Source organism: Streptococcus mitis (assembly GCF_002096755.1).
GTDB classification, from domain to species: Bacteria; Bacillota; Bacilli; order Lactobacillales; family Streptococcaceae; genus Streptococcus; species Streptococcus mitis_AC.
This window is the reverse complement of the sequence record NZ_NCVF01000019.1, coordinates 139,714-165,743: the sequence shown is the minus strand read 5'-3', so window position 1 is coordinate 165,743 and position 26,030 is coordinate 139,714. Positions and strand designations below refer to the sequence as shown.

Annotated in this window: 21 protein-coding genes; 19 read left to right on the top strand and 2 right to left on the bottom strand. The window is 39.7% G+C overall.

Features of this window, described 5'->3' with window-relative positions:
* Positions 1-3,625: collagen-flanked surface repeat-containing protein (locus tag B7700_RS02810; RefSeq protein ID WP_142358596.1), on the top strand; the 3,625-nt coding region annotated here is incomplete at its 5' end.
* A 236-nt stretch (positions 3,626-3,861) separates the two neighbouring features.
* On the opposite strand, the gene B7700_RS02805 is transcribed toward B7700_RS02810, so the two are convergent.
* Positions 3,862-4,410 carry an NADPH-dependent FMN reductase gene (locus tag B7700_RS02805; RefSeq protein WP_084886980.1) on the bottom strand — a complete coding sequence of 183 codons (549 nt, stop codon included), beginning with the start codon at positions 4,408-4,410 and terminating at the stop codon, positions 3,862-3,864.
* A gap of 418 nt (positions 4,411-4,828) precedes the next feature.
* On the opposite strand from B7700_RS02805, the gene B7700_RS02800 reads away from it, so the two are divergent.
* From B7700_RS02800 to B7700_RS02720, 18 genes are all read left to right on the top strand, one after another.
* Positions 4,829-6,025, top strand: a complete 1,197-nt coding sequence (locus B7700_RS02800; RefSeq protein ID WP_049543395.1) for an MFS transporter — start codon at positions 4,829-4,831, stop codon at positions 6,023-6,025.
* Between the two features lie 187 nt (positions 6,026-6,212).
* Positions 6,213-6,701 (top strand): cell wall elongation regulator TseB-like domain-containing protein, encoded by a 489-nt coding sequence (locus tag B7700_RS02795; RefSeq protein WP_049543393.1) that lies wholly within the window; start codon positions 6,213-6,215, stop codon positions 6,699-6,701.
* Positions 6,698-7,885, top strand: a complete 1,188-nt coding sequence (locus tag B7700_RS02790) for a pyridoxal phosphate-dependent aminotransferase (RefSeq protein WP_084886978.1) — start codon at positions 6,698-6,700, stop codon at positions 7,883-7,885. The genes B7700_RS02795 and B7700_RS02790 overlap by 4 nt, the downstream gene beginning before the upstream one ends.
* Positions 7,878-8,243 (top strand): VOC family protein, encoded by a 366-nt coding sequence (locus B7700_RS11110; RefSeq protein ID WP_000565230.1) that lies wholly within the window; start codon positions 7,878-7,880, stop codon positions 8,241-8,243. Before B7700_RS02790 ends, B7700_RS11110 begins: the two co-directional genes overlap by 8 nt.
* Positions 8,244-8,261: 18 nt before the next feature.
* The gene (gene asnS / locus B7700_RS02785; protein WP_158086132.1) at positions 8,262-9,605 is read left to right on the top strand and encodes an asparagine--tRNA ligase; all 1,344 of its coding nucleotides are present in this window, start codon (positions 8,262-8,264) and stop codon (positions 9,603-9,605) included.
* A 260-nt stretch (positions 9,606-9,865) separates the two neighbouring features.
* Entirely contained in the window at positions 9,866-17,062 is a 7,197-nt protein-coding gene (locus tag B7700_RS02780) for a Rib/alpha-like domain-containing protein (RefSeq protein ID WP_084886976.1), read from the top strand.
* 163 nt (positions 17,063-17,225) lie between these two features.
* Positions 17,226-17,516 carry a 30S ribosomal protein S6 gene (gene rpsF, locus B7700_RS02775; protein ID WP_001151780.1) on the top strand — a complete coding sequence of 97 codons (291 nt, stop codon included), beginning with the start codon at positions 17,226-17,228 and terminating at the stop codon, positions 17,514-17,516.
* 11 nt (positions 17,517-17,527) lie between these two features.
* On the top strand, positions 17,528-17,998 hold the full coding sequence (gene ssbA, locus B7700_RS02770) for a single-stranded DNA-binding protein SsbA (RefSeq protein WP_000609602.1): 471 nt from the start codon (positions 17,528-17,530) through the stop codon (positions 17,996-17,998).
* A gap of 31 nt (positions 17,999-18,029) precedes the next feature.
* Complete coding sequence (gene rpsR / locus B7700_RS02765; protein ID WP_000068664.1) at positions 18,030-18,269, top strand: 30S ribosomal protein S18; 240 nt, start codon at positions 18,030-18,032, stop codon at positions 18,267-18,269.
* A gap of 172 nt (positions 18,270-18,441) precedes the next feature.
* The gene (locus B7700_RS02760; RefSeq protein WP_084886984.1) at positions 18,442-18,945 is read left to right on the top strand and encodes a GNAT family N-acetyltransferase; all 504 of its coding nucleotides are present in this window, start codon (positions 18,442-18,444) and stop codon (positions 18,943-18,945) included.
* 79 nt (positions 18,946-19,024) lie between these two features.
* Entirely contained in the window at positions 19,025-20,425 is a 1,401-nt protein-coding gene (locus B7700_RS02755; protein WP_084886974.1) for a bifunctional Cof-type HAD-IIB family hydrolase/peptidylprolyl isomerase, read from the top strand.
* 1 nt (position 20,426) lies between these two features.
* Positions 20,427-20,789 (top strand): S1 RNA-binding domain-containing protein, encoded by a 363-nt coding sequence (locus tag B7700_RS02750; RefSeq protein ID WP_000689605.1) that lies wholly within the window; start codon positions 20,427-20,429, stop codon positions 20,787-20,789.
* Between the two features lie 52 nt (positions 20,790-20,841).
* Positions 20,842-21,591: a tRNA1(Val) (adenine(37)-N6)-methyltransferase gene (locus B7700_RS02745; protein ID WP_000390771.1), complete on the top strand. Its 750-nt coding sequence runs from the start codon at positions 20,842-20,844 to the stop codon at positions 21,589-21,591.
* Positions 21,581-21,877 carry a GIY-YIG nuclease family protein gene (locus tag B7700_RS02740; protein WP_084886972.1) on the top strand — a complete coding sequence of 99 codons (297 nt, stop codon included), beginning with the start codon at positions 21,581-21,583 and terminating at the stop codon, positions 21,875-21,877. Before B7700_RS02745 ends, B7700_RS02740 begins: the two co-directional genes overlap by 11 nt.
* Positions 21,878-22,055: 178 nt before the next feature.
* A complete protein-coding gene (locus tag B7700_RS02735; protein WP_084886970.1) occupies positions 22,056-22,991 on the top strand; it encodes a manganese-dependent inorganic pyrophosphatase in 936 nt (311 codons plus the stop codon).
* A gap of 86 nt (positions 22,992-23,077) precedes the next feature.
* The gene (locus B7700_RS02730) at positions 23,078-23,590 is read left to right on the top strand and encodes a YiiX/YebB-like N1pC/P60 family cysteine hydrolase (RefSeq protein ID WP_084886968.1); all 513 of its coding nucleotides are present in this window, start codon (positions 23,078-23,080) and stop codon (positions 23,588-23,590) included.
* Positions 23,574-24,224: a DUF1803 domain-containing protein gene (locus B7700_RS02725; RefSeq protein ID WP_084886966.1), complete on the top strand. Its 651-nt coding sequence runs from the start codon at positions 23,574-23,576 to the stop codon at positions 24,222-24,224. The genes B7700_RS02730 and B7700_RS02725 overlap by 17 nt, the downstream gene beginning before the upstream one ends.
* Positions 24,225-24,325: 101 nt before the next feature.
* Positions 24,326-24,526 (top strand): CsbD family protein, encoded by a 201-nt coding sequence (locus B7700_RS02720; protein WP_084886964.1) that lies wholly within the window; start codon positions 24,326-24,328, stop codon positions 24,524-24,526.
* Between the two features lie 31 nt (positions 24,527-24,557).
* Here B7700_RS02720 and B7700_RS02715 read toward each other — a convergent pair whose 3' ends face one another.
* On the bottom strand, positions 24,558-26,003 hold the full coding sequence (locus B7700_RS02715) for a UDP-N-acetylmuramoyl-L-alanyl-D-glutamate--L-lysine ligase (RefSeq protein WP_084886962.1): 1,446 nt from the start codon (positions 26,001-26,003) through the stop codon (positions 24,558-24,560).
* Positions 26,004-26,030: the final 27 nt, after the last annotated feature.

Sequence of the window (26,030 nt, the reverse complement as noted above, 5' to 3'; positions counted from 1 at the left end):
CGTTAATACAGAAACAGGCGACGTCTTCGTTAAGAATAACGGCAACTGGGATAAAGAAGGCAACATCAAAGGCCCTAAAGGGGACAAAGGTGAACAAGGTCTTCAAGGTCGTGATGGTCAAGACGGAGCCCAAGGTTTACCAGGACGCGACGGACGTGATGGCGCAGCAGGTCGTGACGGACGTGATGGACGCGACGGTAAAGACGTCTTGAACGGCAAAGTTAACCCAGAAGCAAATCAAGGTAAAGACGGCGATAAATACGTTAATACAGAAACAGGCGACGTCTTCGTTAAGAATAACGGCAACTGGGATAAAGAAGGCAACATCAAAGGCCCTAAAGGGGACAAAGGTGAACGTGGAGAAGATGGTAAGACTCCAGAAGTAACTGTAACTCCAGGTAAAGATGGTCATAGTACCGACATTACATTCACTGTTCCAGGTAAAGATCCAGTTACAGTAAATGTTAAGAACGGAGAAAATGGTCTGAACGGTAAAACTCCAAAAGTTGATTTGCTTCGTGTCGAAGGACAAAACGGAAATCCATCTCATACAATTGTGACATTCTATACTGATGAAAACAATGATGGTAAGTACACTCCAGGAACTGATGAACTTCTAGGTTCTGAAATGATTAAAGATGGTGCTAAAGGTGCGGACGGACGTGATGGTAAATCATTGATTACTGTCAAAGATGGCAAAGAAACTAAAGTTTACCAAGAAGATCCAGCACACCCAGGTCAACCATTGAACCCTGAAAAACCTCTTGCAGTTATTAAAGATGGAGTGGACGGTGTCTCTCCAACAGTAACAGCTGTTCGTAAGGATGAAGAAGGTCATAAAGGTGTAGAAATCACTGTTGATAACCATGATGGTTCACAACCAACTACAGTCTTTGTTCAAGATGGTGCTAAGGGAGAAACTGGTGCAACCGGTCAGGATGGACAAACTCCTACAATCACTACTCAACGTGGACAAGATGGCCAAAGCACTGTTGTAACTATCACAACACCAGGTAAAGATCCAGTAACCTTTACAGTAAAAGATGGTAAGAATGGTAAAGATGGACGTACACCAACTATTGACTTAAATGCATTGGTGGAAGCAGTTAGAAGAGGTGTTGGATCAACTTCTAATTCACAACCTTCTGGAACATCAAGAAGTGCAAGAAATAGAAGAGCATTACCAGATGAAGATAGAAGAGCAACTGAGTCATCAGAAACAGTACAACCATCAATTACAGGTTCAACAGGTTCACAACCAGCAACTGCAGGTTCAACAGGTTCACAACCATCAGCTACAGGCTCAACAGCATCACAACCAACATCAACTCAACCTAAACCATCAGGTGAATATGCGGGAACCGAAATAAAAGCATATTATGATAATAATAATAATGGTGTATTTGATGAAGGTGATGAGTTGATATCAAGTACTGTTATTCCTCCTGCTCCAAAAGGAGAGAATGGTAATGATGGTAAAGATGCTATAAGAGGAGCTGAATTATTAAGTGGAATTATAGCTCCAAGGCCAGAAGATGGTAAAGATGGTGATACATACATTGATGCTACAACAGGAGATGTGTATAAAAAGAGAGATGGAGCTTGGGGGAAAATCGGTAATATTAGAGGACCTCAAGGAGTAGCCGGTGAAAAAGGCGACAAAGGTGAAAAAGGTGAAAAAGGTGAAAACGGAGCTAATGGAGCAGACGGTAAATCACCAGTTGTAAATGTAACGGACAATGGAGATGGAACACACTCTATTACTGTTAGAAACCCTGATGGTTCTGAATCAACAACTAAAGTTAAAGATGGTAAAGACGGTAAAACTGCCAATATCACTACAACAGAAAATCCAGATGGAAGCCACACAATCACTGTAACAAATCCAGATGGATCAACAAAAGAAACTGTTGTTAAAAACGGTAAAGACGGTAAGACTCCAAAAGTTGAAGTGACTGATAACAACGATGGAACTCACACAGTTAAAGTTACGGATGGAGATGGCAATGTTACCAACGCTATCATCAAAGATGGTAAAGATGGTAAAGCTGCAACAGCAACAACAACAGAAAACCCAGATGGAAGCCACACTGTAACAATCACTAACCCAGATGGAACTAAGAATGAGTTTGTTGTTAAGAATGGACGTGACGGTGTTGACGGACGTACTCCAACCGCATCTGTTCGTGATAATGGAGACGGAAGTCATACAATCGTTATTACAAATCCAGAAGGTGTGACAACTGAAACAACAGTTCGTGATGGTAAATCACCAAAAGTGACTATAACTGATGAACAAAATGGAACTCATAAGATCTCAGTTCTAAATGGTGACGGCACAACTACTGAAACAATCATTAAAGATGGTAAATCACCAGTAGCGACTGTTACTGACAACCATGATGGTACTTACACAATTCGTGTAGAAAACGGTAATGGTACTGTTTCTGAAACCACAGTTCGTGACGGTAAATCACCAACTGCTAAGGTTGTGGATAACGGAGATGGAACTCACACTATCACAGTTGTGAACTCAGACGGTACAACTACAACAACTACAGTTCGTGATGGTAAAGAACCAAAACTTGAAGTGATTGATAACAACAATGGTTCACACACTATTAAAGTGACAGGTGCTGATGGTAAAGAAACTACAACTACAATCTTTGATGGTAAATCACCAAAAGCTAACATCGTTGATAACGGAGACGGAACTCATACATTAACAATCGTAGATTCTGATGGTCGTGAATACAAATCTATTATCAAAGATGGTAAAGACGGTAAAGATGGCGTTTCACCAAGTGTAACTGTTAAAAATAATAACGACGGAACTCACGTTGTAACAATCACTAATCCGGATGGAAGTAAGACAGAAATGGTGATTAAAGACGGTAAAGATGGTAAATCACCAAAAGTTTCTGTTGAAGATAATGGTGATGGTAGTCATACAATCACAATCATCAATTCTGATGGAACTGTGACAAAAACAGTTATTAAAGATGGCAAAGATGGTAGAGATGGACGTGATGGTCGAGACGGCAAAGACGGAAAATGTGGATGCCAAGACAAACCAGTAACACCATCAAATGACAAACCAGTTCCTCCAACACGTAATGTGCCAGAAGGACCAACGTTTGCAATGCCAGAACCACCAGTTCATGAATTGCCAGAATTCAACGGTGGTGTGCCAGGAATGCCAGAAGTTCATGAATTGCCAGAATTTAACGGTGGAGTACCAGGTATGCCTGAAGTTACTGAAGTACCAGAATTAGATATGCCAACAGTACCAGCACAACCAACACCAAGTGTACCGGTTAAACCTGTGCCAGCGCAACCAACACCAAATGTACCGACACCAGAAGTGCCAGTACAACCAACTCCAGTTGTTCCAACACCAGAAGTACCGGTTAAACCAGTACCAGCGGTTCCAGAACAACCAGTAGTACCAACACCGGCTCAACCAGCAACTCCAGTAAATGCTAACCCAGTAGTTCCAACTACAGTTAAAGAAAACCATGGTGACAAATTACCTGAAACTGGAAGCCAATCTGATTATATCTCTGTTCTTCTAGGTAGCGGTATTCTATTGAGCCTATATGTAGGACGAAGAAAGGAAGATTAATCAGCCAAAAGCAGTCACTAATTTCTCGAAAGAAGATGATAAGTGATAGATCTCGAATGAAAGAATATTCTTAGAATGATTTTCCTATGATGGAAAAGACTGCTAAAAACCTTGAGTGGTAACGCTCAAGGTTTTTTTGGATGTCTGATGTTTGTCTGAAAATCTTGATTGAGTCTAAAAATGCCACCCTATTAGGTGGCGATCATTGATTTAGACTTTTAAAAATTCTTTATTTTTTACTGAACTGCTGCGAGCAAGTCTTGAGCTTGTTTTTCAAGTGAGTTTAGGACTGTTTCTTCAAGAATCAATTTTCCGTCTGCCCAGGCAGAGTCATTAACACGTGCAGCAGTGAAATCACCAACGACTTGTGTACGGATAAATGGCAAGAGGTCCTTGTAAATAGCGAAAAGTTGATCGTGACCTGCATTGGCTACAGATGATACTGTGACGAACTTGTCTTGAAGAGCAGAAGCGCCACGTGTATCAGATAAGTCAAGGGCACGAGATAGCCAATCAAGCAAGTTTTTCACTGTTCCAGGGATAGAGAAATTGTAGACTGGAGAGAAAATCCAGATAGCATCCGCAGCGAGAACTGCTTCACGAGCAGCAGCTACAGCTGGATGAGTTGGAACTTCCAAATCTTGGCTGAAAAGAGGAAGGGCTGAATAATCAAGATAGCTAACTTCTGCTTTACCAGCAAGTGCTTTCTCAGCTTCGAGGGCCATTTGGTGGTTGAAAGAACCTTGACGTAGTGATCCGACGATAAATAATACTTTTTTAGACATAATGTGTCTCCTTTTGCTTAAAATTTCGAGAACCCTCTTGTTGTTATAAAATATATTACAACAAAACAAAAGGACTTGCAAGAGATTTGCTCAGAGTTTATTTGAAAATTATAAAATTGCTGAAACTCTAGTCAGTTGCCACTGGAAAAGTAAGAACTGTTTTTTGGATTTTAGTTTTCTTTGATTTTATAGGAGTATTCCAATATTCTCTTGTAATATAATGACATAAGTGCTAAAATAAACAAGAAAACTAGCAATAGAAACCACAGAACAGCTATTTTCCGGTATCATTTCATAAATCATTAAAGGAACAATAATGGCATTGAAGAATGCTTCTAAAAGGGGTGGAGATCATGTAAGGCAAAGATTAACAAGTGACGGACAAAAGAAATAATAATACACTTGTTAAGGAGAAAAGATGTTAATAAGAAATTATCGGAAAAATATTGGCCTGATGGCCGGAGTTGAGTTTTTTGCATTTCTAGGGATTACCAGTTTTTGGATTCTCTTTCTCAGTCAAAACGGAATGTCTCTTTGGCAGATTGGATTTCTGGAGAGTATTTTTCATACGACCAGTCTTCTCTGTGAAATTCCATCTGGTATGTTAGCTGACCGCTATTCCTATAAGACCAACCTTTATTTAAGTCGTATAGCAGGGATTGTGTCTTCTATTCTCATGTTGGCTGGGCAGGGAAATTTTTGGATTTATGCACTAGCTATGGCGATAAATGCCTTGTCTTATAATTTTGATTCAGGAACAAGCGCAGCAATGGTCTATGACTCGGCTGTAGAGGCTGGACTAAAAGAACGCTATCTATCCATTTCAAGTTTCATGTCAGGAGTAGCAGAAGGAACTCGGTCTTTGGGGACAGTGTTGGCGGGATTTTTTGTCCATGGTCAATTGCACCTGACCTACTATATCATGATTGCCACTTCTATCATAGTTCTTGTCTTGATTTGGATGCTGAAAGAACCTAGTGTCAAGCTAGAAAAAGCTGATAGTGTGACGATGAAACAGATTATTTGGACTGTTAGGGATGAGTTGGAGCGAAATCCCATGCTTTTCAACTGGATGATTTTATCTCAGATTGTCGGAACACTTATGTGCATGTTTTATTTTTACTATCAAAATCAGTTACCGGATTTAAGTAGCTGGCAAATTTCAGCAGTTATGCTACTTGGTAGTCTCCTGAATATCCTTGCAGTCTATCTAGCGAGTAAGATTGGAAAGAAATATGCTGCCTTGAAGATTTTCCCTCTTCTCGTCCTGCTGACTGGAGTCACCTATATGCTGTCCTACTTTAGAACACCTCTAATCTATATTTTGATTTATTTGATTAGTAATGCTCTATATGCTCTTTTTCAGCCGATTTTTGACAATGATTTGCAAGAGCGCCTTCCAAGTGAAGTAAGGGCAACCATGCTGAGTGTCTACTCTATGATGTTTAGCCTAAGTATGATTGTATTCTTCCCACTGACAGGGTGGTTGATTGACCATTTAGGCTTTGTAGTAGCATTTCTTTATCTAGGATTCTTTTTAGTCATGATTAGCCTTCTACTGCCTGTATTTTTAGGAAAAATGGCTAAAAGAATAGATAATAAAATAATACCATAGATTAAAAGAACTTCTAAAAACTTGAGTGCCAAAGCTCAAGTTTTTTAATACGTTGATTTCGCTTGTGTCTTTACTTTTCTTGCTCGGTTTTAAACAAGAAAAATCGGTTTGCTTTGAAGGCAGAAATAAAGTGCGATTGTTCTTGCATTCACTTGTAATAAAGCCCAATAGATGGTAAAATAGACGAGTGAAAAAAAGACAAAACAAAGCAAAAAATAATCTACTGTGGCAGTATGGTCTAGGGATGACGATTTTGTTTGTGGTTATCAGTGCTTCCTTTCTGTATCTGGTTTCTCTCGGCATGAAACCCTATCAAACAGCTAAAAGTGAAGGAGAAAAATTAGCTCAGCAGTATGCAGGATTAGAGCAGGCTGATCAGGTTGACTTATACAATGGCTTGGAATCCTATTATAGCGTTCTTGGTCATAATAAAAAACAAGAAGCACTTGCTGTCCTGATTGGAAAAGATGACCATAAGATTTACGTTTATCAGCTAAATCAAGGTGTTTCACAAGAAAAAGCAGAAGCTGTTTCGAAGGAAAAAGGAGCTGGCGAGATTGACAAGATTACCTTTGGCCGTTATCAAGATAAGCCAATCTGGGAAGTCAAGTCAGGCTCTGATTTTTATCTAGTAGATTTTGAAACAGGAGCATTGGTCAATAAGGAGGGCCTATGAAACTATCCAACCGTGTTTTAGAAATGGAAGAAAGTGTCACTTTAGCTAGTGATGCGAGAGCAAAAAAATTAAAAGCTCAAGGTAAGGATGTCCTTTTCTTGACCTTGGGACAACCAGATTTTCACACTCCTGAAAATATTCAGGATGCAGCAGTTAAAGCTATTCGAGAAGGACAGGCTTCCTTCTATACAGTAGCTTCAGGTCTACCAGAATTAAAAGCTGCAGTGAATACCTACTTCGAGCGTTACTATGGCTATTCTGTCGCAAGTAATGAGGTTACCTTTGCCACAGGTGCCAAGTTCTCCCTCTATACTTTCTTTATGGCTGTAATCAATCCTTTAGATGAGGTTATTATTCCAACTCCATACTGGGTTAGTTATGGAGATCAGGTCAAGATGGCAGAAGGGATTCCAGTCTTTGTTCAAGCTAAAGAAGACAATGATTTTAAAGTCACAGTGGATCAACTAGAACTAGTTAGGACAGATAAAACAAAGGTTTTGGTTCTCAATTCACCATCTAATCCGACTGGTATGATTTATACTCGTGAAGAATTACTAGCTATCGGAAATTGGGCAGTTGAGCATGACATTCTGATTTTAGCAGATGATATATACGGTCGCCTTGTTTATAATGGAAATCAATTTGTTCCAATCTCAAGTCTATCAGAAGCAATTCGTAAGCAAACCGTTGTTATCAACGGTGTATCTAAGGCCTATGCCATGACGGGTTGGCGAGTTGGTTATGCGGTAGGTGATCCTGAAATCATTGCAGCTATGAGTAAATTGACGGGACAAACAACTTCAAATTTGACATCTGTTTCTCAATATGCGGCTATTGAAGCCTTAACAGGACCACAGGATTCTGTTGATATCATGCGTCAAGCTTTTGAGGAGCGTCTCAATACCATTTATCCGCTATTATGTGAGGTCCCTGGTTTTGAAGTCGTTAAGCCACAAGGAGCCTTCTATCTCTTTCCAAATGTTAAAAAAGCTATGGAGATGAAAGATTATACGGATGTGACTGACTTTACAACAGCTATTCTTGAGGAAGTTGGTTTGGCACTCATAACAGGAGCTGGCTTTGGAGCGCCAGAAAATGTCCGCCTCAGCTATGCGACAGACCTAGACACGCTTAAAGAAGCAGTTAAACGTTTGAAAGCATTTATGGGTAGTGAGAATGATTGATCATTTTGAAATTAAGGTAAAGGATTTACAAATTTCAGAAGGATTTTATAGGAGTTTTCTCGCCCCTTTGGGCTATAAATTGGCTTTTAAAACTACTTCTCTAATCAGTTTTCTTGCCCCAAATAGCCCTCATCCTGGTGGTGACTTTTGGTTAGCTCAGGGGACGCAAAATCCTATTCACTTTGCTTTCTTAGCAGAAAATAAGGAAGAGGTTCAAGCTTGTTATGAGGCTGGCTTAGAGGCAGGTGGGCTAGACAATGGTGCTCCTGGTTATCGCAGTGAGCATCCGATTTATTATGCTGCTTTTATGATTGATCCAGATGGGAACAATATAGAGGTGGTTTGCCATAAAGAATAAAAAAGAAAAGGAAAAATAATGACAAAACGTGTAACGATTATTGATGTAAAAGACTATGTTGGTCAAGAAGTGACGATTGGTGCTTGGGTTGCCAACAAATCAGGAAAAGGAAAAATCGCTTTTTTGCAATTGCGTGATGGAACAGCCTTCTTCCAAGGTGTAGCCTTTAAACCAAACTTTTTAGAAAAATTTGGTGAAGAAGTGGGACTTGAGAAGTTTGATATCATCAAACGCTTGAGCCAAGAAACGTCTGTCTATGTGACAGGTATTGTCAAAGAAGACGAACGTTCTAAGTTTGGCTATGAGTTGGACATTACAGACATCGAAGTAATCGGTGAATCTCAAGACTACCCAATCACACCAAAAGAACACGGAACAGACTTCTTGATGGACAACCGTCACTTGTGGCTCCGTTCTCGTAAGCAAGTAGCGGTGATGCAAATCCGTAACGCTATCATTTATGCAACTTATGAATTCTTTGACAAGAACGGCTTCATGAAGTTTGATAGCCCAATTTTGTCAGGAAATGCTGCAGAAGATTCAACTGAACTCTTTGAAACGGACTACTTCGGAACGCCAGCCTACTTGAGCCAATCAGGTCAGCTTTATCTAGAGGCAGGTGCGATGGCCCTTGGTCGTGTATTTGACTTTGGTCCCGTATTCCGTGCTGAAAAATCAAAAACACGTCGTCACTTGACTGAGTTCTGGATGATGGACGCAGAGTACTCATACTTGACACATGATGAGTCGCTTGACTTGCAAGAAGCTTATGTGAAAGCTCTTCTACAAGGTGTTCTTGATCGTGCGCCTCAAGCCTTGGAAACATTGGAACGTGATACAGAACTCTTGAAACGCTACATTGCAGAGCCATTCAAACGTATCACTTACGATCAAGCCATTGACCTCTTGCAAGAGCATGAGAATGATGAAGATGCTGACTACGAACATCTTGAGCATGGTGATGACTTTGGTTCACCACATGAAACTTGGATTTCAAACCACTTTGGTGTGCCAACATTTGTCATGAACTATCCAGCAGCCATCAAGGCCTTCTACATGAAACCAGTTCCTGGAAATCCAGAGCGCGTGCTTTGTGCAGACTTGCTTGCTCCAGAAGGCTATGGAGAAATTATCGGTGGTTCTATGCGTGAGGAAGACTACGATGCCCTTGTCGCAAAAATGGATGAACTTGGCATGGATCGTACTGAGTATGAATTCTACCTTGACCTTCGTAAATACGGTACAGTTCCACACGGAGGATTTGGTATCGGTATCGAGCGTATGGTAACCTTCGCAGCAGGAACAAAACACATCCGTGAAGCTATCCCATTCCCACGTATGTTGCATCGTATTAAACCTTAAAAATAAAATAAAAAGTTATTATGAAAAAAAGAAGGAGGATTCCTTCTTTTTTTGAATTTTGGGTACAAAAATAATATATAAAAATACGAACATAAAGCTCTTTTTGATTGACAATATTCTGGGAAATATGATAAAATCGGACCAGCGGATATTGTGTTGAGACTAGTTTAAGACTTCGTTCTTAAGCAGGAAAGGAAGTGAATATTAAACGTTTTAACATTATTCCAGTTTAATAACATATAAATAAAAAAGGAGAAACCATGTATTCAAGAATGGAAAAAAATCACGGACAAAAAGTGCAGCGCTTTTCAATCCGTAAGTATAGTTTTGGTGCAGCATCAGTAGCTGTAGCAGCTTACATGATGTTCGGTGGAGCAGCAACTGTTCAGGCGGATGCTCAAGTTACACCAAAGACGGCATCTGATTCACAAACAGTCCCAGATGCAAGTAATCAAGCAGATTCAACCATGCCTCTAGCTTCGACTGAAACTGCTACACCAACAGCTGAGCAACCATCAACACCAGCGCCTGCAGCAACGCAACCAACAGCACCGACTGAAACACCAAAAGCCGAAGAAGCTCTAGCACCAGCTTCAAAGGCTGACACAAGCAAGTTGGAAGCAGCTATTGCTCGTTTAGAAGCAGCTTTAGAAAAAGCAGCATCAACTGAAAAAACAGCTTCAGCAATTGAGTCTGCAAAAGCAGAATTAGCAAGCGCAAAAGCTGTAGCCGCAAATGAAGCTGCAACAAAAGAAGAGGTGGCAAAAGCTACATCAGCAGTAAACGGTAATGCATTCGTATTAGAAAGTATGCCAAAAGCACCTGCAGACAAGAAAGAAGAAAAAGAAAATAAAAACCAAGATTCACGTAATGGCCAAGCAATTCCTGGACAAGGTGAAAGTGGGTTCAGAGAAGCAACAGCTAATCCAATTATTCCTGCTACTGAAGGACCAACAAACAACAATAAATTAGGTTCAGGAAACAACCCAGCTGATGGTGTATTTGAAAGTGCAAAAAATCAATTTGGTGATATTGATTTTGCTAATGCTACAGAAAAAAATAAAGAAGTTAAAAAACAATGGTCAAGATCTACTGCTTCTCAAGGTGGAGATACTGAAATTTTAGGTAGTTTAACTTATAACTGGAAAGAAAAAGAAATTACTGCAGCAGAAGCTAACAATAATAATGCCTTGAATGGTTGGAAAATTGAAAGTGGAGAAAAAGTAACTGCAGTTAAACCTGAAGCACCAACTAATGTTTCAGCTGATCGTCCAGCAGGTTTCGATCCTAAACCATCGAAAGTGTATGATTTAGATGGAAAAGTTACTCAAAGAGATAATGAGAATCCAGCTCCAGGAAACCCACTTGGTGTAAATGCTGCTAACCAAAGTTATGCGAATGGTGTGAACTACTCAGGTATGGTAGGAACTCATGATTTACCAAAAGGATATTATCTAGAATTAGGAAAACAAGGTACAAAAATTTCGAAAGAGTACGCAGTAAATGGAAATTCTAGAGTGATGCTAAGTGCTATCACAGGTGGTGCTTATGGTAATGCCGGAACTGCTGGAACAGGTGAAAAAGTAAAAATTACTGTTAAAGACGACAAAGGAAATGCAATTGCTAGCATCAGAGATGACCGTACGATTGGTGAAAAATTCGAAGAATCACATATTTCTGAACCTGCTGGTGATGGAGGAAATGGTGACGGTTGGGCTGAATACCGTGCGATCTATGAAATTCCAAAAGATGTCACAAAAATTAAAGTTGAAATTGAAGCTTTAAACGATGGTACAGCGATTAACAATTCATATTTAAAAGGAACAAATAGTAAGGTTACAGATGGTTACTTCGTTGGTGCTGTTAACTTGGCAGTTGGTACTGGTGTAGAAATGACTACCAATGTTAAAAGCAACAAGAAGGAAGGTAAGTTCGGAGAAGATAATCTGTATAAATCAAAACAAACAGGTGAATTCGAATTTACAGTAAACAGTGTTGGTGGAACTCGTCTATACGGATCTGCCGAAACAGAAATCGAAGTTCCTAAAGGGGTAGAGCTTCCAAATAATATTACAAATCCAACAGGATGGGTTTGGTTTGGTGATACTCCGGTTGCTCCTGATAAAATCCAATGGGATCCAGCAACTAGAAAGTTAAGATTAAAATATGGCACATCAAAATCTAATAACGGAGACGTTCCGTATATCGGTGTAGGTTCTAATGGTGGTAAGAATGATGGAGTTCGTAAATTTAGATTACCATTTACTACTGCTGACGATTATAAAGGTACTGCAACATTTAAAGTAAGAACTTATTTACCAAATGGTATGAGGGATGCAGAAGATAATGTAGTGTTGAATACTGGTGATGTTTCAAATGATGGTACTCAAAGAGATAAACAAGGTAACATTATTCCAAAAGGTAAATATAATGAAGTGGTGAACGGAGTAAGAAATACTGACCAACCAGATTACTACTACAATAAAACGATTTATATTGATACAGTTAAGCCACAAACTCCAACAGTAGAAACAGTTCATACAGACAGTGTTACTGGAGAAAAAACTGATAAAAAACAACCAACAGAATTATTAATTTCTGTACCTGCAGAAAAAGATCCTAACTTAACAGATGAAGCTAGAGAAAAACAAGATATTGCAGCTAACGATAAAAATAATGGAACCACTCGTAATGCTGATACGGAAGTAGACAATATTAAAAAAGCTATTGGTGGCTTAACTTCAATGAAAGTTACTTTACCAAATAGTAAAACACCGATTACATTAACGAAAAAAGAAGACGGTTGGTATAACGGTGAAACAAAAGTAGAAGTACGTGATGGTAAATTAGTTGTACCAGTTCCTGCGGGTACTGATTTAACAGAAGCAAGTGATACAACTAACCCAGATAAACGTATTAAAGTTACAGTATTAGACAAGGCAGGAAACGAATCAGATCCAGCATATGGAGATGTTATCAATAATGCTCCGACTGTAGAAACTAAGAAAAAAGATATCTATGTTTATAAAACTCCAGCAGATAAAAAGTTAACGGCTGATGAAGTACTTAAAAAATCAGAAGCTACCGCTACTGACTTAGAAGATGATCGTGATGGTGTTGATTCTACTAAACCAACGATTGCTGTAAGTAATGACGGTGGGTTAGATTCAACTAAGCCAGGAGATTATACAGTAAGAGTTCAAGCTACAGATAGTGAAGGTAAAAAATCTAATATTGATACTACAACAGTTCACGTATTAGATTTAATTACAGTAGATCCAACAGTAACAGCTGACCCAACAAATCCAAGTACAACAGCTCTAGTATCTCCAAAAACAGCTGATACACCAGTTAAACCAGGAGATGAAAATTATGGTAAATACCCAGCTGGGGTAACACGTGATGACTTAGTTAAAGAAGTGACACGTACGGTTAAATTTATCAATGTTAATGATAAAGATAATCCAAACGCTCAACCTATCGACCCAGAAACTGCTCCAGATAGAGAACAAAAAGTTACTTACAAACGTACAGCAACTGTAAACCCAGAAACAGGTGAAGTAACATACTCTGATTGGACTGTTTATGAAGGAGCAGAAATATCAGATGCTTCAGCAGAAGATGGAAAAGGTAAATTCAATGAAGTTACTTCTCCAGTAATTGAAAACTACTTACAAGTAGAGCCTGCTGATAAAACTATCGCAGAAAAAGAAGCTCCAACACCATCTAAAACAGGTGAAGTTACTAACGAAGTAGTGAAAGTTCTTTATAAAGAAATTGGATCATTTACACCTGAGTATCCAGCTGGTAAGAAACCAAAAGATGCACCAGATACAATTAAATATCCTAACAATCCAAATGATCCAACAAAACCTGGTGATTTCAGTAAGGTAGTTATTCCTTATGTAGATGGATATGTTCCAAAATACAATGGAGTAGAATTAACACCAGTTGATCCTGCAGATCCATCTAAAGGATATAAAGTTCCAGATAACTTTGACCCAACTGATAAATTCGGTAAAACTCCAATTCAATATGCACCTGGAATTCAAAAAGCTACAGTTAACTTTGTTTCTGTAGATGCAGCTGGTAAAGAAACACCATTAGATGAGAAATTCAATATTAATGATCTTTCAGGTAAAGCAGGAACACAAATTCCAGAAGACAAAATCCAAGCTCGTCTTGATGTATTAAAATCAATGGGTTACACTGTTCAAGAAAATCCATTCGATCAAGATCCAACATTTGATTCTGATTCAGATAAAGATCAAAGCTTTACAATTAAGTTAACTCCAAAAGTTTCAACACCAACTCCTGTTTATGTTGTGGAAGGTGATAAACCAACAGCAGAAAAACTAAAAAATGCGGTTACTACAGAAGGAAATGACAAAACTGTAGATGAAACTAAGATTCCTGAAACAAAAGGAAAAGTTGGAGATGATACATTAACTGCACCAGTAACAGTAACATACGGTTCAGGTGATAATAAACGTGAAGAAACAGTAAATGTACCAGTGAAAGTTGTTAAAGGATATCCACAATTAGTAGCAGTAAGTGAGGATAAGAAACAACCTTCTCCAGAAGATAATATTGATACTTCAGACTATCCAGATGACGCAACATATGAATACAAAGAAGAAGTAGATACAACAGCACCTGGAGATAAGAAAGTAACAGTAGTTGTTAAACAAGGGGATAAAGTACTAGTAGAAGTACCAGCAACAGTACGTGTAGTAGATAGCAAACCACAATTTGTTGTTGCAGATCCTAAGAAACCACAACCGGATGTTAAAGCAAGCATTACTCCAGATGAATATCCAACAGGAACTGAATTTGAATATAAAGAACCAGTTGATACAACAACAGCAGGTGAAAAAGAAGTAACAGTTGTAGCTAAATTAGATGGAAAAACAATTGTAGAAGTACCAGCTAAAGTAATGGTAGTAGATCCTAAGACACAATATGTGTTTGAAGACCCTGCAAAATCACAACCATCAGCTGATGAAAGTATCGATCCTGACCAATATCCAGAAGGAACTAAATTTACTTATAAAGATGGTGAAGTAGATACAACAACACCAGGAGATAAGAAAGTAACAGTAGTAGCTAAAGATGGCGAAGACAAACTTGTAGAAGTACCTGCAGTAGTTAAAGTATTACCATTAGTGAAACCTGAAGGATTAACAGTTCTTAAAGGAAGCGAAAACTTAGAAGCTGCAGTTAAAGCTAAAGCTGAAGAAGTAGTAGCTGCATTACCAAAAGATAAACTTCCTGAAGGTGTAACTGTAAAAGTTAAAGAAGTGAAAGCAGGAACTACACCAACAACAGCTGAAGTAACTGAAACAGGAAAACCAAAACCTGCGACAGTTGTTGTTGAATATACTGATGATAAAGGAAACGTTATTGGAACAAAAGAAGTAGAAGTACCAGTAACAGTAGTAGGATCAACTCCAAAATCAGTAGTAGTATTCGAAGGTGATAAACCAACTAAAGCTAAAGATGCCGTAACACCAGGACAAGGTGGAACAGTTGGAGAACCAACAACATTACCAGAAACAGCTGGAAAAGCAGGAGCTACAGATGTAACAGTAGAAGTACCAGTAACTTATGACAATGGAAAAGTAACTGAAAAAGTAAAAGTACCAGTTACAGTATTACCAGTAGCAAAAGCGGACGTAACAGTAACTAAAGGAACAACTCCAGAAAAACTGAAAGAATTAGCAAAAGCTAAAGCTGATGAAGCAATTAAAGCAAAAGACTTTACAGATAAATTACCAAAAGATGCGAAAGTAACTGTAGGTGATGTAACAAAAGCTATTGAAGACAAAGTAACAGCTAAAAAAGGAACTGGAGTAACAACAGTAGAAGTACCAGTAACATACACAGTTGATGGAAAAGACTATACAACTACAATTCCAGTAACAGTCAATGTTAAAGGTTCAGATGTTAAACCAGTCTACGTTGTAGAAGGTGACCAACCAAAAGCTGATGATGTAAACAAAGCAATCACTCCTGATACAGATGGAACTAAAACACCTGTCACTGATGAAGATATCAACAAAGCTATCCCAACAACAGAAGGTAAAGTTGGAGCTAATGATGTTAAAGTAACAGCGAAAGTTACTTATAAAGATGGTGGAGAAGAAGTTGTAACAGTACCAGTAACAGTATTGCCAAAAGTTTCTCCAAAAGGTGTCGTCGTACCGAAAGATACTGATAAAGGTACACTTGAAAAAGCTGTTGCTGATAAAGTAAAAGAATCAGCTGAAAATACCAAAGGTTTACCAGAAGGTGTAACAGTAACGGTTAAAGAAACTCCATTAACAACTCCAGGAACAGAAACAGCGGGTGAAAAAGACTCTGTAACTGTAACAGTTGAGTATAAAGATAAAGATGGAAACATTATTGCTACTAAAGAAGTTAAAGTACCAGTAATCGTAACACCAAAAGTAACTCCGGTGGTAGTGGAAGTTGGAACTCCAGTCACAGCAGAAGATGTTAAGAAACATGTTGACCTACCAAAAGATTGGGAAATTACAAATGTTGGAGAAATTCCAGCGACAACAACACCAGGTGAAAAACCAACGGTGCCAGTAGAAGTGAAATTACCAAATGGAAAAACAATTACAGTACAAGTGCCAGTAATTGTAACACCAAAAGTAACTCCAGTAGTAGTAGAAGTAGGAACTCCAGTCACAGCAGAAGATGTTAAAAAACATGTTGACTTACCAGAAGGATGGGAAATCACAAAAGTTGGAGAAATTCCAGCGACAACAACACCAGGTGAAAAACCAACGGTGCCAGTAGAAGTGAAATTACCAAATGGAAAAACAGTTACAGTAAAAGTACCAGTAATCGTAACACCAAAAGTAACTCCAATCGAAGTAGAAGTAGGAACACCTATTACTAAAGATGATGTTAAGAAACATATCGAACTTCCTAAAGAAGAAGGATGGGAAATCATCGAAGAGAACTGGGTAATTCCAACAACAGAAACAGCTGGGAAAAAACCAGGAGTTAAGGTTAAGGTGAAACTACCAACAGGAGAAATTGTAGTAGTAGACGTCCCAGTAACGGTAATTCCTAAACGCATTCCAGAAACTAATCCATATAATGGAGATGGATATAACGGTGGTGGAAATGGTGGTAACAACTACAGACCAACTTCTACTCCACAAAATGTTCCGTCAAGACCAACTGCTCCTGATCAACCTGTAACTCCTACGGAACCAGGACAGCCAGCAACACCAAATCAAGCTCAACCAGCGGCACCAGCTCAAGCAGATGCAACAGTAGCAACTGACACAGCTGCTAAACCAGCAACACCTAAGTATGTTGATGGTCAAAAAGAATTGCCTAACACAGGTACAGAAGCTAACGCTAGTCTTGCAGCGCTTGGACTTCTTGGAGCCCTTAGTGGATTTGGACTTCTTTCTCGCAAGAAAAAAGAAGACTAAAAACTTATAGTTTTTGAGAAGATGATTCGTCATCTTCTTTTTTTATTTCGGTGTTTTTGCTTGCGTAAAAAAATATTTTCTAGTATAATAGTTTATTGTGAGCGAACCTCACTTACCCCTTGCAAAGTCTTGGGGTCATTAGACCAAAAGGAGGAACATATCAATGGCTAAATACGAAATTCTTTATATCATTCGTCCAAACATTGAAGAAGAAGCTAAAAACGCTTTGGTAGCACGTTTTGACTCTATTTTGACTGACAACGGTGCAACTGTTGTTGAATCAAAATCTTGGGAAAAACGTCGTCTTGCATACGAAATCAAAGATTTCCGTGAAGGACTTTACCACATCGTTAACGTTGAAGCAAACGACGACGTAGCTCTTAAAGAGTTTGACCGTCTTTCAAAAATCAACGCTGACATTCTTCGTCACATGATCGTCAAAACTGACGCTTAAGAAGGTAAACTATGATTAACAATGTTGTACTTGTAGGGCGTATGACACGTGACGCTGAGTTGCGTTATACCCCATCAAATGTAGCAGTTGCGACTTTTACTCTTGCAGTAAACCGTACATTTAAGAGTCAAAATGGCGAACGTGAGGCTGATTTTATCAATGTCGTTATGTGGCGCCAACAGGCTGAAAACCTTGCTAATTGGGCTAAAAAAGGCTCACTTATCGGGGTGACAGGTCGTATCCAGACTCGTAGTTACGATAACCAGCAAGGACAACGTGTCTACGTGACAGAGGTCGTGGCTGAGAATTTCCAAATGTTGGAAAGCCGTAGTGTGCGTGAGGGTCACACAGGTGGAGCTTATTCTGCACCAAGTTCAAACTATTCAGCGCCTACAAATTCAGTACCAGACTTTTCACGTGATGAAAATCCATTTGGAGCAACAAATCCATTGGATATTTCAGATGATGATTTACCATTCTAATGGACAACTAAAATTATAAAGGAGAAAACACATGGCTCAACAACGTCGTGGCGGATTCAAACGCCGTAAAAAAGTTGATTACATCGCAGCAAACAAAATTGAATATGTTGATTACAAAGATACTGAGCTTCTTAGCCGTTTCGTTTCAGAACGTGGGAAAATCCTTCCTCGTCGTGTAACAGGAACTTCAGCTAAAAACCAACGTAAAGTAACAACAGCTATCAAACGCGCTCGCGTAATGGCTTTGATGCCTTTCGTAAACGAAGATTAAAGAAAAGACCCGGTTGGGTCTTTTTTTCACGAGCCTTGAAATGAGAGAGCGAGTTTGGGTTCGGGTGGACCTCTTTTTCAGACCCGGTTGAGTCTTTTTTTCACGAGATAGTTTTTTCTGACCTTGGCGTGCTATAATGGTAATAGAAAGAGTAAAGGTGGGTAAGTCAAAGATGAATTGTACGATTAGAAATATGATTAAGTCTGATATTGAATCCTTATCTCATGGATTTATGAATCAAGGTTGGCCTGCTAGAGAAGAAATCTTAGCTAGCTATTTTTGGGAGCAAGCAAGTGGCGACAGAGAAGTCTTAGTTGCAGAGATTGATGGTGCTGTAGCGGGCTACGTTACTATTTTGCCCTCTGCTAAACATGGTCCTTTTGCAGAAGTCTATCCAGAATTATCAGATTTTAATGTGTTTGATCCTTTTCGAAATCAAGGGATTGGGAATCAACTGCTAGAAGAAGCAGAAAAACGAGTCAAGTTTGTTTCGAGTAAGGTCACTCTTGGTGTAGGTTTGCACTTAGGCTATGGCCCTGCCCAGAGATTGTATATCAGACGGGGCTACATTCCAGATGGGACAGGTGTGTGGTATAGAAATAAACCGCTAGAAATGGGTGCAAGTTGTCAAAATGATAATGATTTAGTTTTATACTTATCCAAGGACTTACAATAAAACGGGAAACTTTTTGAAAATAGGGGATTTAGCTACTTTATGGTATAATGGAAAGAGTTAGATTGAAAGAGGTAGTGAGATGGATGCCAAATTAAGATATAAGGCAAAGAAGATTAAGATTGTCTTTTTTGATATTGATGATACATTGCGAAATTCTAAAACCGGTTTTATTCCAGCTTCAATCCCAACTGTTTTTAAGCAATTACGTGAGAAAGAAATTTTGACAGGTATTGCTTCTGGACGAGGGATTTTTGGTGTCGTTCCAGAGATTCGTGAGCTCAATCCTGACTTTTTTGTGACCTTAAATGGGGCCTACATTGAAGATAAAAAAGGTCGGGTTATTTATCAACATCAGATTGAGAAGTCAGATGTTGAAGAGTATATCTCTTGGGCTAAGGAAGAAGGAATTGAGTATGGTTTGGTTGGGAGTCATGATGCTAAGTTATCGACTCGCACCGATATGATTAGTGAGGCTATCAATCCAATTTACCCTGATTTGGATGTAGATCCTGATTTCCATGAAAAAGAAGATATCTATCAGATGTGGACTTTTGAGGATAAGGGAGATGACTTGCACTTGCCTGATAGTCTCTCAGACAAACTTCGCATGGTTCGTTGGCATGAGCATTCGTCTGATATTGTGCCAATTTCAGGTTCCAAAGCGACGGGGGTGGAAAAGGTTGTGGAACACCTTGGCTTGAAACCAGAGAACGTCATGGTTTTTGGAGATGGCCTCAACGACTTGGAACTCTTTGATTATGCTGGAATCAGCGTTGCAATGGGAATTTCTCATGAAAATATCAAAGAAAAAGCAGATTTTATTACAAAAACATTAGAAGAAGATGGCATTTTTGATGCCTTAGAAGGATTTGGTATGGTAGAAAAAGAATTGCATTTCCCACAAGTAGATATTGAAACAGTAGAAGGTCCTCTTGCGACTATTAAGACCAATCACGGAGACTTGCGTATCAAGCTTTTCCCTGAACATGCTCCTAAAACAGTGGCTAACTTTGTAGCTCTTTCAAAAGATGGTTACTATGATGGTGTCATTTTCCATCGTATTATCAAGGACTTTATGATTCAAGGTGGAGACCCAACTGGAACTGGTATGGGTGGCGAGTCAATCTACGGCGAATCATTTGAGGATGAGTTCTCAGAAGAACTTTACAATATCCGTGGTGCCCTTTCCATGGCCAATGCTGGTCCAAATACCAACGGCAGCCAATTCTTTATCGTGCAAAATCAACACCTGCCTTATTCTAAGAAAGAAATTGCTCGTGGTGGTTGGCCAGAACCGATTGCGGAAATCTATGCCAACCAAGGTGGCACTCCTCATCTAGACCGCCGTCACACGGTTTTTGGTCAGTTAGCTGATGAAGCTTCTTACGCTGTCTTGGATGCCATTGCTGCTGTTGAGACAGGAGCTATGGATAAGCCAGTTGAAGATGTTGTGATTGAAACAATTGAAATCGAGGACTAAGATGAAAATCGGTGATAAGCTAAAGGGGCGTATTACAGGGATTCAGCCCTACGGTGCCTTTGTTGAGCTAGAAACGGGTGATACGGGGCTGATTCACATTTCAGAGATTCGGACAGGTTTTATTGAAAATATCCAAGAAGCCTTGAAAGTCGATGAAGAGGTTCAGGTTCAGGTAGTGGATTTAGATGAATTTACAGGGAAAGCTAGTCTTTCTATCCGTACTTTGGAGGAAGAAAAGCACCAGTTTCCGAGACGGAGACGCTTTTCAAGCGATCGTTTTAACTACGGCTTTGCTCCTCTCAAACGAATGATGCCAATTTGGACCAAGGAAGCCCTTCAACATTTGAAGAATCAGAAGCACTAGTTAGAAATCTCTATCTTTTGTAATGTTAATATAAATTTGCTATAATAAGACCATGGAAGAAGAACAATTATTAAAATCAGGAGAGCGCATTAACCAGCTCTTTTCGACAGATATTAAAATCATTCAAAATAGAGAGGTTTTTAGCTATTCGGTGGATAGTGTTCTCTTGTCACGTTTTCCACGTTTTCCTAAAAAGGGCTTGATAGTGGATTTTTGTGCTGGTAATGGAGCGGTGGGGCTATTTGCTAGCACTCGTACTCAGGCACAGATTTTGGCTGTTGAGATTCAGGAGCGTTTGGCGGATATGGCTGAACGCTCTGTCCGTTTGAATGGTTTGGAAGAGCAGATGGAGGTCATCTGTGATGATTTGAAAAATATGCCTTCGCGTATACAGGGAAGTAAGGTGGATATGATTTTGTGTAATCCACCCTATTTCAAGGTGGATCCTCATTCAAACCTGAATGAGAGTGAACATTATCTCTTGGCTCGCCACGAAATCACGACCAATTTGCAGGAAATCTGTCGTAGTGCCCAGAGTATTCTCAAATCCAATGGGCGTTTGGCCATGGTTCATCGCCCTGATCGACTTCTGGATATTTTGGATACGTTACAACGGCATAATCTAGCCCCCAAGCGCCTGCAGTTTGTTTATCCAAAAAGAGAAAAGGAAGCCAATATGCTTTTGATTGAGGCCATCAAGGATGGCTCGACAAGTGGCTTTAAGGTTTTGCCACCTCTCATTGTCCACAATGATGATGGCTCTTATACGCCTGAACTTGAAGAGATTTATTATGGATCATAAGGCTTATATGTACGTGCTGGAGTGTCGTGATGGATCTTACTATACAGGCTATACGACTGATGTGAGAAGACGCCTCGCTGTCCACAATAGTGGGAAGGGAGCCAAATACACTCGAGCACGCTTGCCAGTCAAACTCATCTATGCTCAAGGTTTTGACAGTAAGGAAGAAGCCATGTCGGCTGAAGCCCTTCTCAAGCGTAAGAAGAGGTCACAGAAGGAAAGATTTTTATCTGAAAATCAAGATAGAAATTTACTCATACTCAATGAAAATCAAAGAGCAAACTAGGAAGCTAGCCGTAGACAGTACTTGAGTACGGCAAGGCGAAGCTGACGTGGTTTGAAGAGATTTTCGAAGAGTATCAGTTATTTTGAAGAATCGTGAGGAGCCCTTTGACTCCTCTTACTTTTGTCAAAAAGCGAAAAAAATGCTACAATAAAGAGAATAAACAAAATGAGGTATTATCATGTCTAAGATTCTAGTATTTGGTCACCAAAATCCAGACTCAGATGCCATCGGGTCATCTGTAGCCTTTGCCTACCTTGCAAAAGAAGCTTATGGTTTGGATACGGAAGCTGTTGCCCTTGGAACTCCAAATGAAGAAACAGCCTTTGTCTTGAACTATTTTGGTGTAGAAGCACCGCGTGTTATCACTTCTGCTAAAGCAGAGGGCGCAGAGCAAGTTATCCTGACTGACCACAATGAATTCCAACAATCTGTATCAGATATCGCTGAAGTAGAAGTTTATGGTGTTGTAGACCACCACCGTGTGGCTAACTTTGAAACTGCAAGCCCACTCTACATGCGTTTGGAGCCAGTTGGATCAGCGTCTTCAATCGTTTACCGTATGTTCAAAGAACATGGTGTAGCTGTACCTAAAGAGATTGCTGGTTTGATGCTTTCAGGTTTGATTTCAGATACCCTTCTTTTGAAATCACCAACAACACACCCAACAGATACAGTTATTGCTCCAGAATTGGCTGAATTGGCTGGTGTCAACTTGGAAGAATATGGTTTAGCTATGTTGAAAGCTGGTACAAACTTGGCTAGCAAATCTGCTGAAGAATTGATTGACATCGATGCTAAGACTTTTGAATTGAACGGAAATAATGTCCGTGTTGCTCAAGTAAACACAGTTGACATCGCTGAAGTTTTGGAACGTCAAGCAGAAATCGAAGCTGCAATGCAAGCTGCTAACGTAGCAAACGGTTACTCTGACTTTGTCTTGATGATTACAGATATCGTCAACTCAAACTCAGAAATCTTGGCTCTTGGTGCCAATATGGGCAAGGTTGAAGCAGCCTTCAACTTCAAACTTGAAAACAATCATGCCTTCCTTGCTGGTGCAGTTTCACGTAAGAAACAAGTGGTACCTCAATTGACTGAAAGCTTCAATGCTTAAGATTTTGAGTGTCAATTCAAATTAGGACAGGCTAGTTTGACTTATATCGAAAGGAGTTTCGGCTCCTTTTTTGCTAGGAGTGAAGCATGTTAGAAAATGGCGATTTGATTTTTGTGAGAGATGAGTCAGATATGGGGCAGGCCATCCAGACTTCCACAGGCAACTATAACCATGTTGCGATTTGTTTGGATGGGATGATTTACCACGCTAGTGGACAGGCTGGTGTTGTCTGTCAAGAACCTGCAGACTTCTTTGAGCCCAATCACTTGTACGACCTCTATGTCTACCCAGAAATGGATATCCAGTCTGTGAAGGAAAAAGCTTGCAAACATCTAGGAGCACTCTACAATGCTTCTTTCTATCCAGATGGAGCTGGTTTTTATTGCTCCCAGTATATGGCAGAAATCCTACCGATTTTTGAGACCATACCTATGAAATTTGGGGATGGGGAGCAGGAGATTAGTGATTTTTGGAGAGAGTATTATAGAGAACTAGGTTTGCCTGTTCCTCTGAACCAAGCTGGGACCAATCCTAGTCAGTTGGCAGCATCGCCTCTGTTAGAATGTAAAGAAAGGAATCTTCATGATTCAGATTTTTAATCCATCTCGTTTGACGAGACAGCCATTTTTTGGAGAATTGATCCGCTATCTAGACCAGCATGAGGATGTTATTTTGCGAGAAATTAAGGCCAAGTTTCCAGATGTAGCAGTTGACAAACTCATGGAAGAGTATATAAAGTCAGGCTTGATTCTACGAGAAAATAAGCGTTATTACCTTAATCTTCCTATGCTTGAATCACTCGATAGTCTCGAACTGGATCAAGAGATTTTTGTCAGCGAAGATAGTCCGGTCTATCAAGCCTTGTTAGAGCAGAGGTTTGAGACGGAATTACGAAATCAAACCAATGAATCTATTTTAGTTGAAAAGACGGACTTTGCGAGATCAAAAATGACCCTGTCCAATTATTTCTACAAGGTCAAACATCAGTATCCTTTGACAGAAAAACAGCAGGTACTCTATGCTATTTTGGGAGATGTTAATCCTGAGTATGCTCTCAAATACATGACAACTTTTTTGCTAAAATTTCTCAAAAAAGACCAGCTTATGCAGAAACGCCGTGATATCTTTGTGGACAGTTTAGTTGTCCTAGGTTATATTGTCCAAAAGGAAGATGGAAAGTATGAGTTGGCTATCAATTTTGATAAGGAAAGATTAACTTTCTACTTGGGCTGATTTCTTGTTTCTGAGCACATTATTTGACTTTCCTTAGTATTCGGTATAAACTATATGTAACCGGTAACACATATCGGAATAAAATTAAAAGAGACAATCATATGTCACTTGAAAACAAATTGGAACAAGCAACAGGCTCTATCAAAGAAGGATTTGGTAAAGTTACTGGAGATAGCAAGACTGAAGCAGAAGGCGCTGTAGAAAAGACAGTTGCTAAGGCAAAAGAAGTAGTTGAAGACGTTAAAGGTGCTGTAGAAGGTGCCGTTGAAGGTCTTAAAAATTCATTTAAGAAAGAAGACTAAAAAAATCAAGGGAATAGTTCCCTTGATTTTTTTATAGATAACGTTCTGCGACGGCTGCATCTCCTGGATAGGCTTCTTTCTTGCCTTGGACGATTTGGTAGCAATCGGCTCCCTTACCCGCAATAATGACAGCATCTAATTCCTGATTTGTGATAGCCATGGCTGCCTTGATGGCTTCTTGGCGATCCGCAATTTTTTCAACAGAATAATTAATGTAGCTACTAATCTCATCTGCAATGGCCATTGGGTCTTCGTAGTTGGGGTCATCAGCAGTCAAAAAGACTTGAATCTCAGGATGTTGATTGAGGAGAAGTCCAAAGTCTTTGCGACGACTTTCTCCCTTATTTCCTGTCGAACCGAGAACCAGAGCAATCTTTCCTGTTTGATGAGTCTCTACAACATTGATGAGTTTTTTGAGACTGTCACCATTGTGGGCATAGTCGATGAAAACCTTGGCTCCATTTTTCTGGGTGAGGACTTCCATACGACCAGGAACTCGGGTTGCAGCGATTCCTTTTTTGATGTCCTCAAGACTAGCTCCGAGACGGAGGCAAGCAAGTCCAGCAGCAACGGCATTTTCTTGGTTGAAGTGGCCGATGAGTTGAATAGCATAATCTCCAGCGAGTTTACCCGTAGCTGAAAAACTAAAGGCTTTGGAATTCTCGATTTGGTTGTTCGACTGACTACCGTAGAAATCATGGTCTTGATCTTCTACTTGTTCTTTCAAGACAGAAAAGTGGTCCATGTCACTGTTAATGATGACTGCACGGCTATTTTCCATTAAGAGACGCTTATGGTAGAAGTAGTCTTCAAAGCTAGGGTGTTCAATCGGGCCGATATGGTCTGGGCTAATATTGAGGAAAACTCCCACATCAAAAGTTAGACCATAGACACGTTTGACCAGATAGGCCTGACTGGATACCTCCATGATGAGGTGAGTACGGTCATTTTGCACAGCTTGATTCATCATGTCAAAGAGGTCAATACTCTCAGGGGTTGTTAATGCAGACTTAAAGAAAGTCTTGCCATCTAGAGTTGTGTTCATGGTTGAGAGCATAGCAGGTCGATGCCCTTGAGATAAGATGTTATAAGCGAAGTAGGCTGCTGTTGTTTTACCTTTGGTTCCAGTGAAGGCGAGGAGTTTGAGTTTTTCCTGTGGATTGCCATAAAATTCCATAGCTACCAAACTCATGGCTTTCTTGATATCGCTGACGATAATAGCAGGAATACCAACTTCATAGTCTTCTTCAGCCACATACCAACCGAGGCCTTGAGAGATGGCAGAAATCAGAAATTCCTTTTTAAAGGCAGCACCCTTGACGAAAAAGAGGCTCTTCTCTTTGGCCTTGCGGCTATCATAGCAGATGGTGTCAAAAACAACTTTGCTGTAGTTGTAGTGATAATGTCCTTGGTCGATAATCTCACGGAAGAGACCATCTTTCTTTAAAATATCTAATACGGTTTCAATCTTTATCATACTTTCTATTGTAAACCGAAAGTCGTA

Coding starts and splice junctions, on each gene's coding strand:
- B7700_RS02805 (WP_084886980.1), bottom strand. CDS start 4,410: ATGTCTAAAAAAGTATTATTTATCGTCGGATCACTACGTCAAGGTTCT.
- B7700_RS02800 (WP_049543395.1), top strand. CDS start 4,829: ATGTTAATAAGAAATTATCGGAAAAATATTGGCCTGATGGCCGGAGTT.
- B7700_RS02790 (WP_084886978.1), top strand. CDS start 6,698: ATGAAACTATCCAACCGTGTTTTAGAAATGGAAGAAAGTGTCACTTTA.
- B7700_RS11110 (WP_000565230.1), top strand. CDS start 7,878: ATGATTGATCATTTTGAAATTAAGGTAAAGGATTTACAAATTTCAGAA.
- asnS (WP_158086132.1), top strand. CDS start 8,262: ATGACAAAACGTGTAACGATTATTGATGTAAAAGACTATGTTGGTCAA.
- B7700_RS02780 (WP_084886976.1), top strand. CDS start 9,866: ATGTATTCAAGAATGGAAAAAAATCACGGACAAAAAGTGCAGCGCTTT.
- rpsF (WP_001151780.1), top strand. CDS start 17,226: ATGGCTAAATACGAAATTCTTTATATCATTCGTCCAAACATTGAAGAA.
- ssbA (WP_000609602.1), top strand. CDS start 17,528: ATGATTAACAATGTTGTACTTGTAGGGCGTATGACACGTGACGCTGAG.
- rpsR (WP_000068664.1), top strand. CDS start 18,030: ATGGCTCAACAACGTCGTGGCGGATTCAAACGCCGTAAAAAAGTTGAT.
- B7700_RS02760 (WP_084886984.1), top strand. CDS start 18,442: ATGAATTGTACGATTAGAAATATGATTAAGTCTGATATTGAATCCTTA.
- B7700_RS02755 (WP_084886974.1), top strand. CDS start 19,025: ATGGATGCCAAATTAAGATATAAGGCAAAGAAGATTAAGATTGTCTTT.
- B7700_RS02750 (WP_000689605.1), top strand. CDS start 20,427: ATGAAAATCGGTGATAAGCTAAAGGGGCGTATTACAGGGATTCAGCCC.
- B7700_RS02745 (WP_000390771.1), top strand. CDS start 20,842: ATGGAAGAAGAACAATTATTAAAATCAGGAGAGCGCATTAACCAGCTC.
- B7700_RS02740 (WP_084886972.1), top strand. CDS start 21,581: ATGGATCATAAGGCTTATATGTACGTGCTGGAGTGTCGTGATGGATCT.
- B7700_RS02735 (WP_084886970.1), top strand. CDS start 22,056: ATGTCTAAGATTCTAGTATTTGGTCACCAAAATCCAGACTCAGATGCC.
- B7700_RS02730 (WP_084886968.1), top strand. CDS start 23,078: ATGTTAGAAAATGGCGATTTGATTTTTGTGAGAGATGAGTCAGATATG.
- B7700_RS02725 (WP_084886966.1), top strand. CDS start 23,574: ATGATTCAGATTTTTAATCCATCTCGTTTGACGAGACAGCCATTTTTT.
- B7700_RS02720 (WP_084886964.1), top strand. CDS start 24,326: ATGTCACTTGAAAACAAATTGGAACAAGCAACAGGCTCTATCAAAGAA.
- B7700_RS02715 (WP_084886962.1), bottom strand. CDS start 26,003: ATGATAAAGATTGAAACCGTATTAGATATTTTAAAGAAAGATGGTCTC.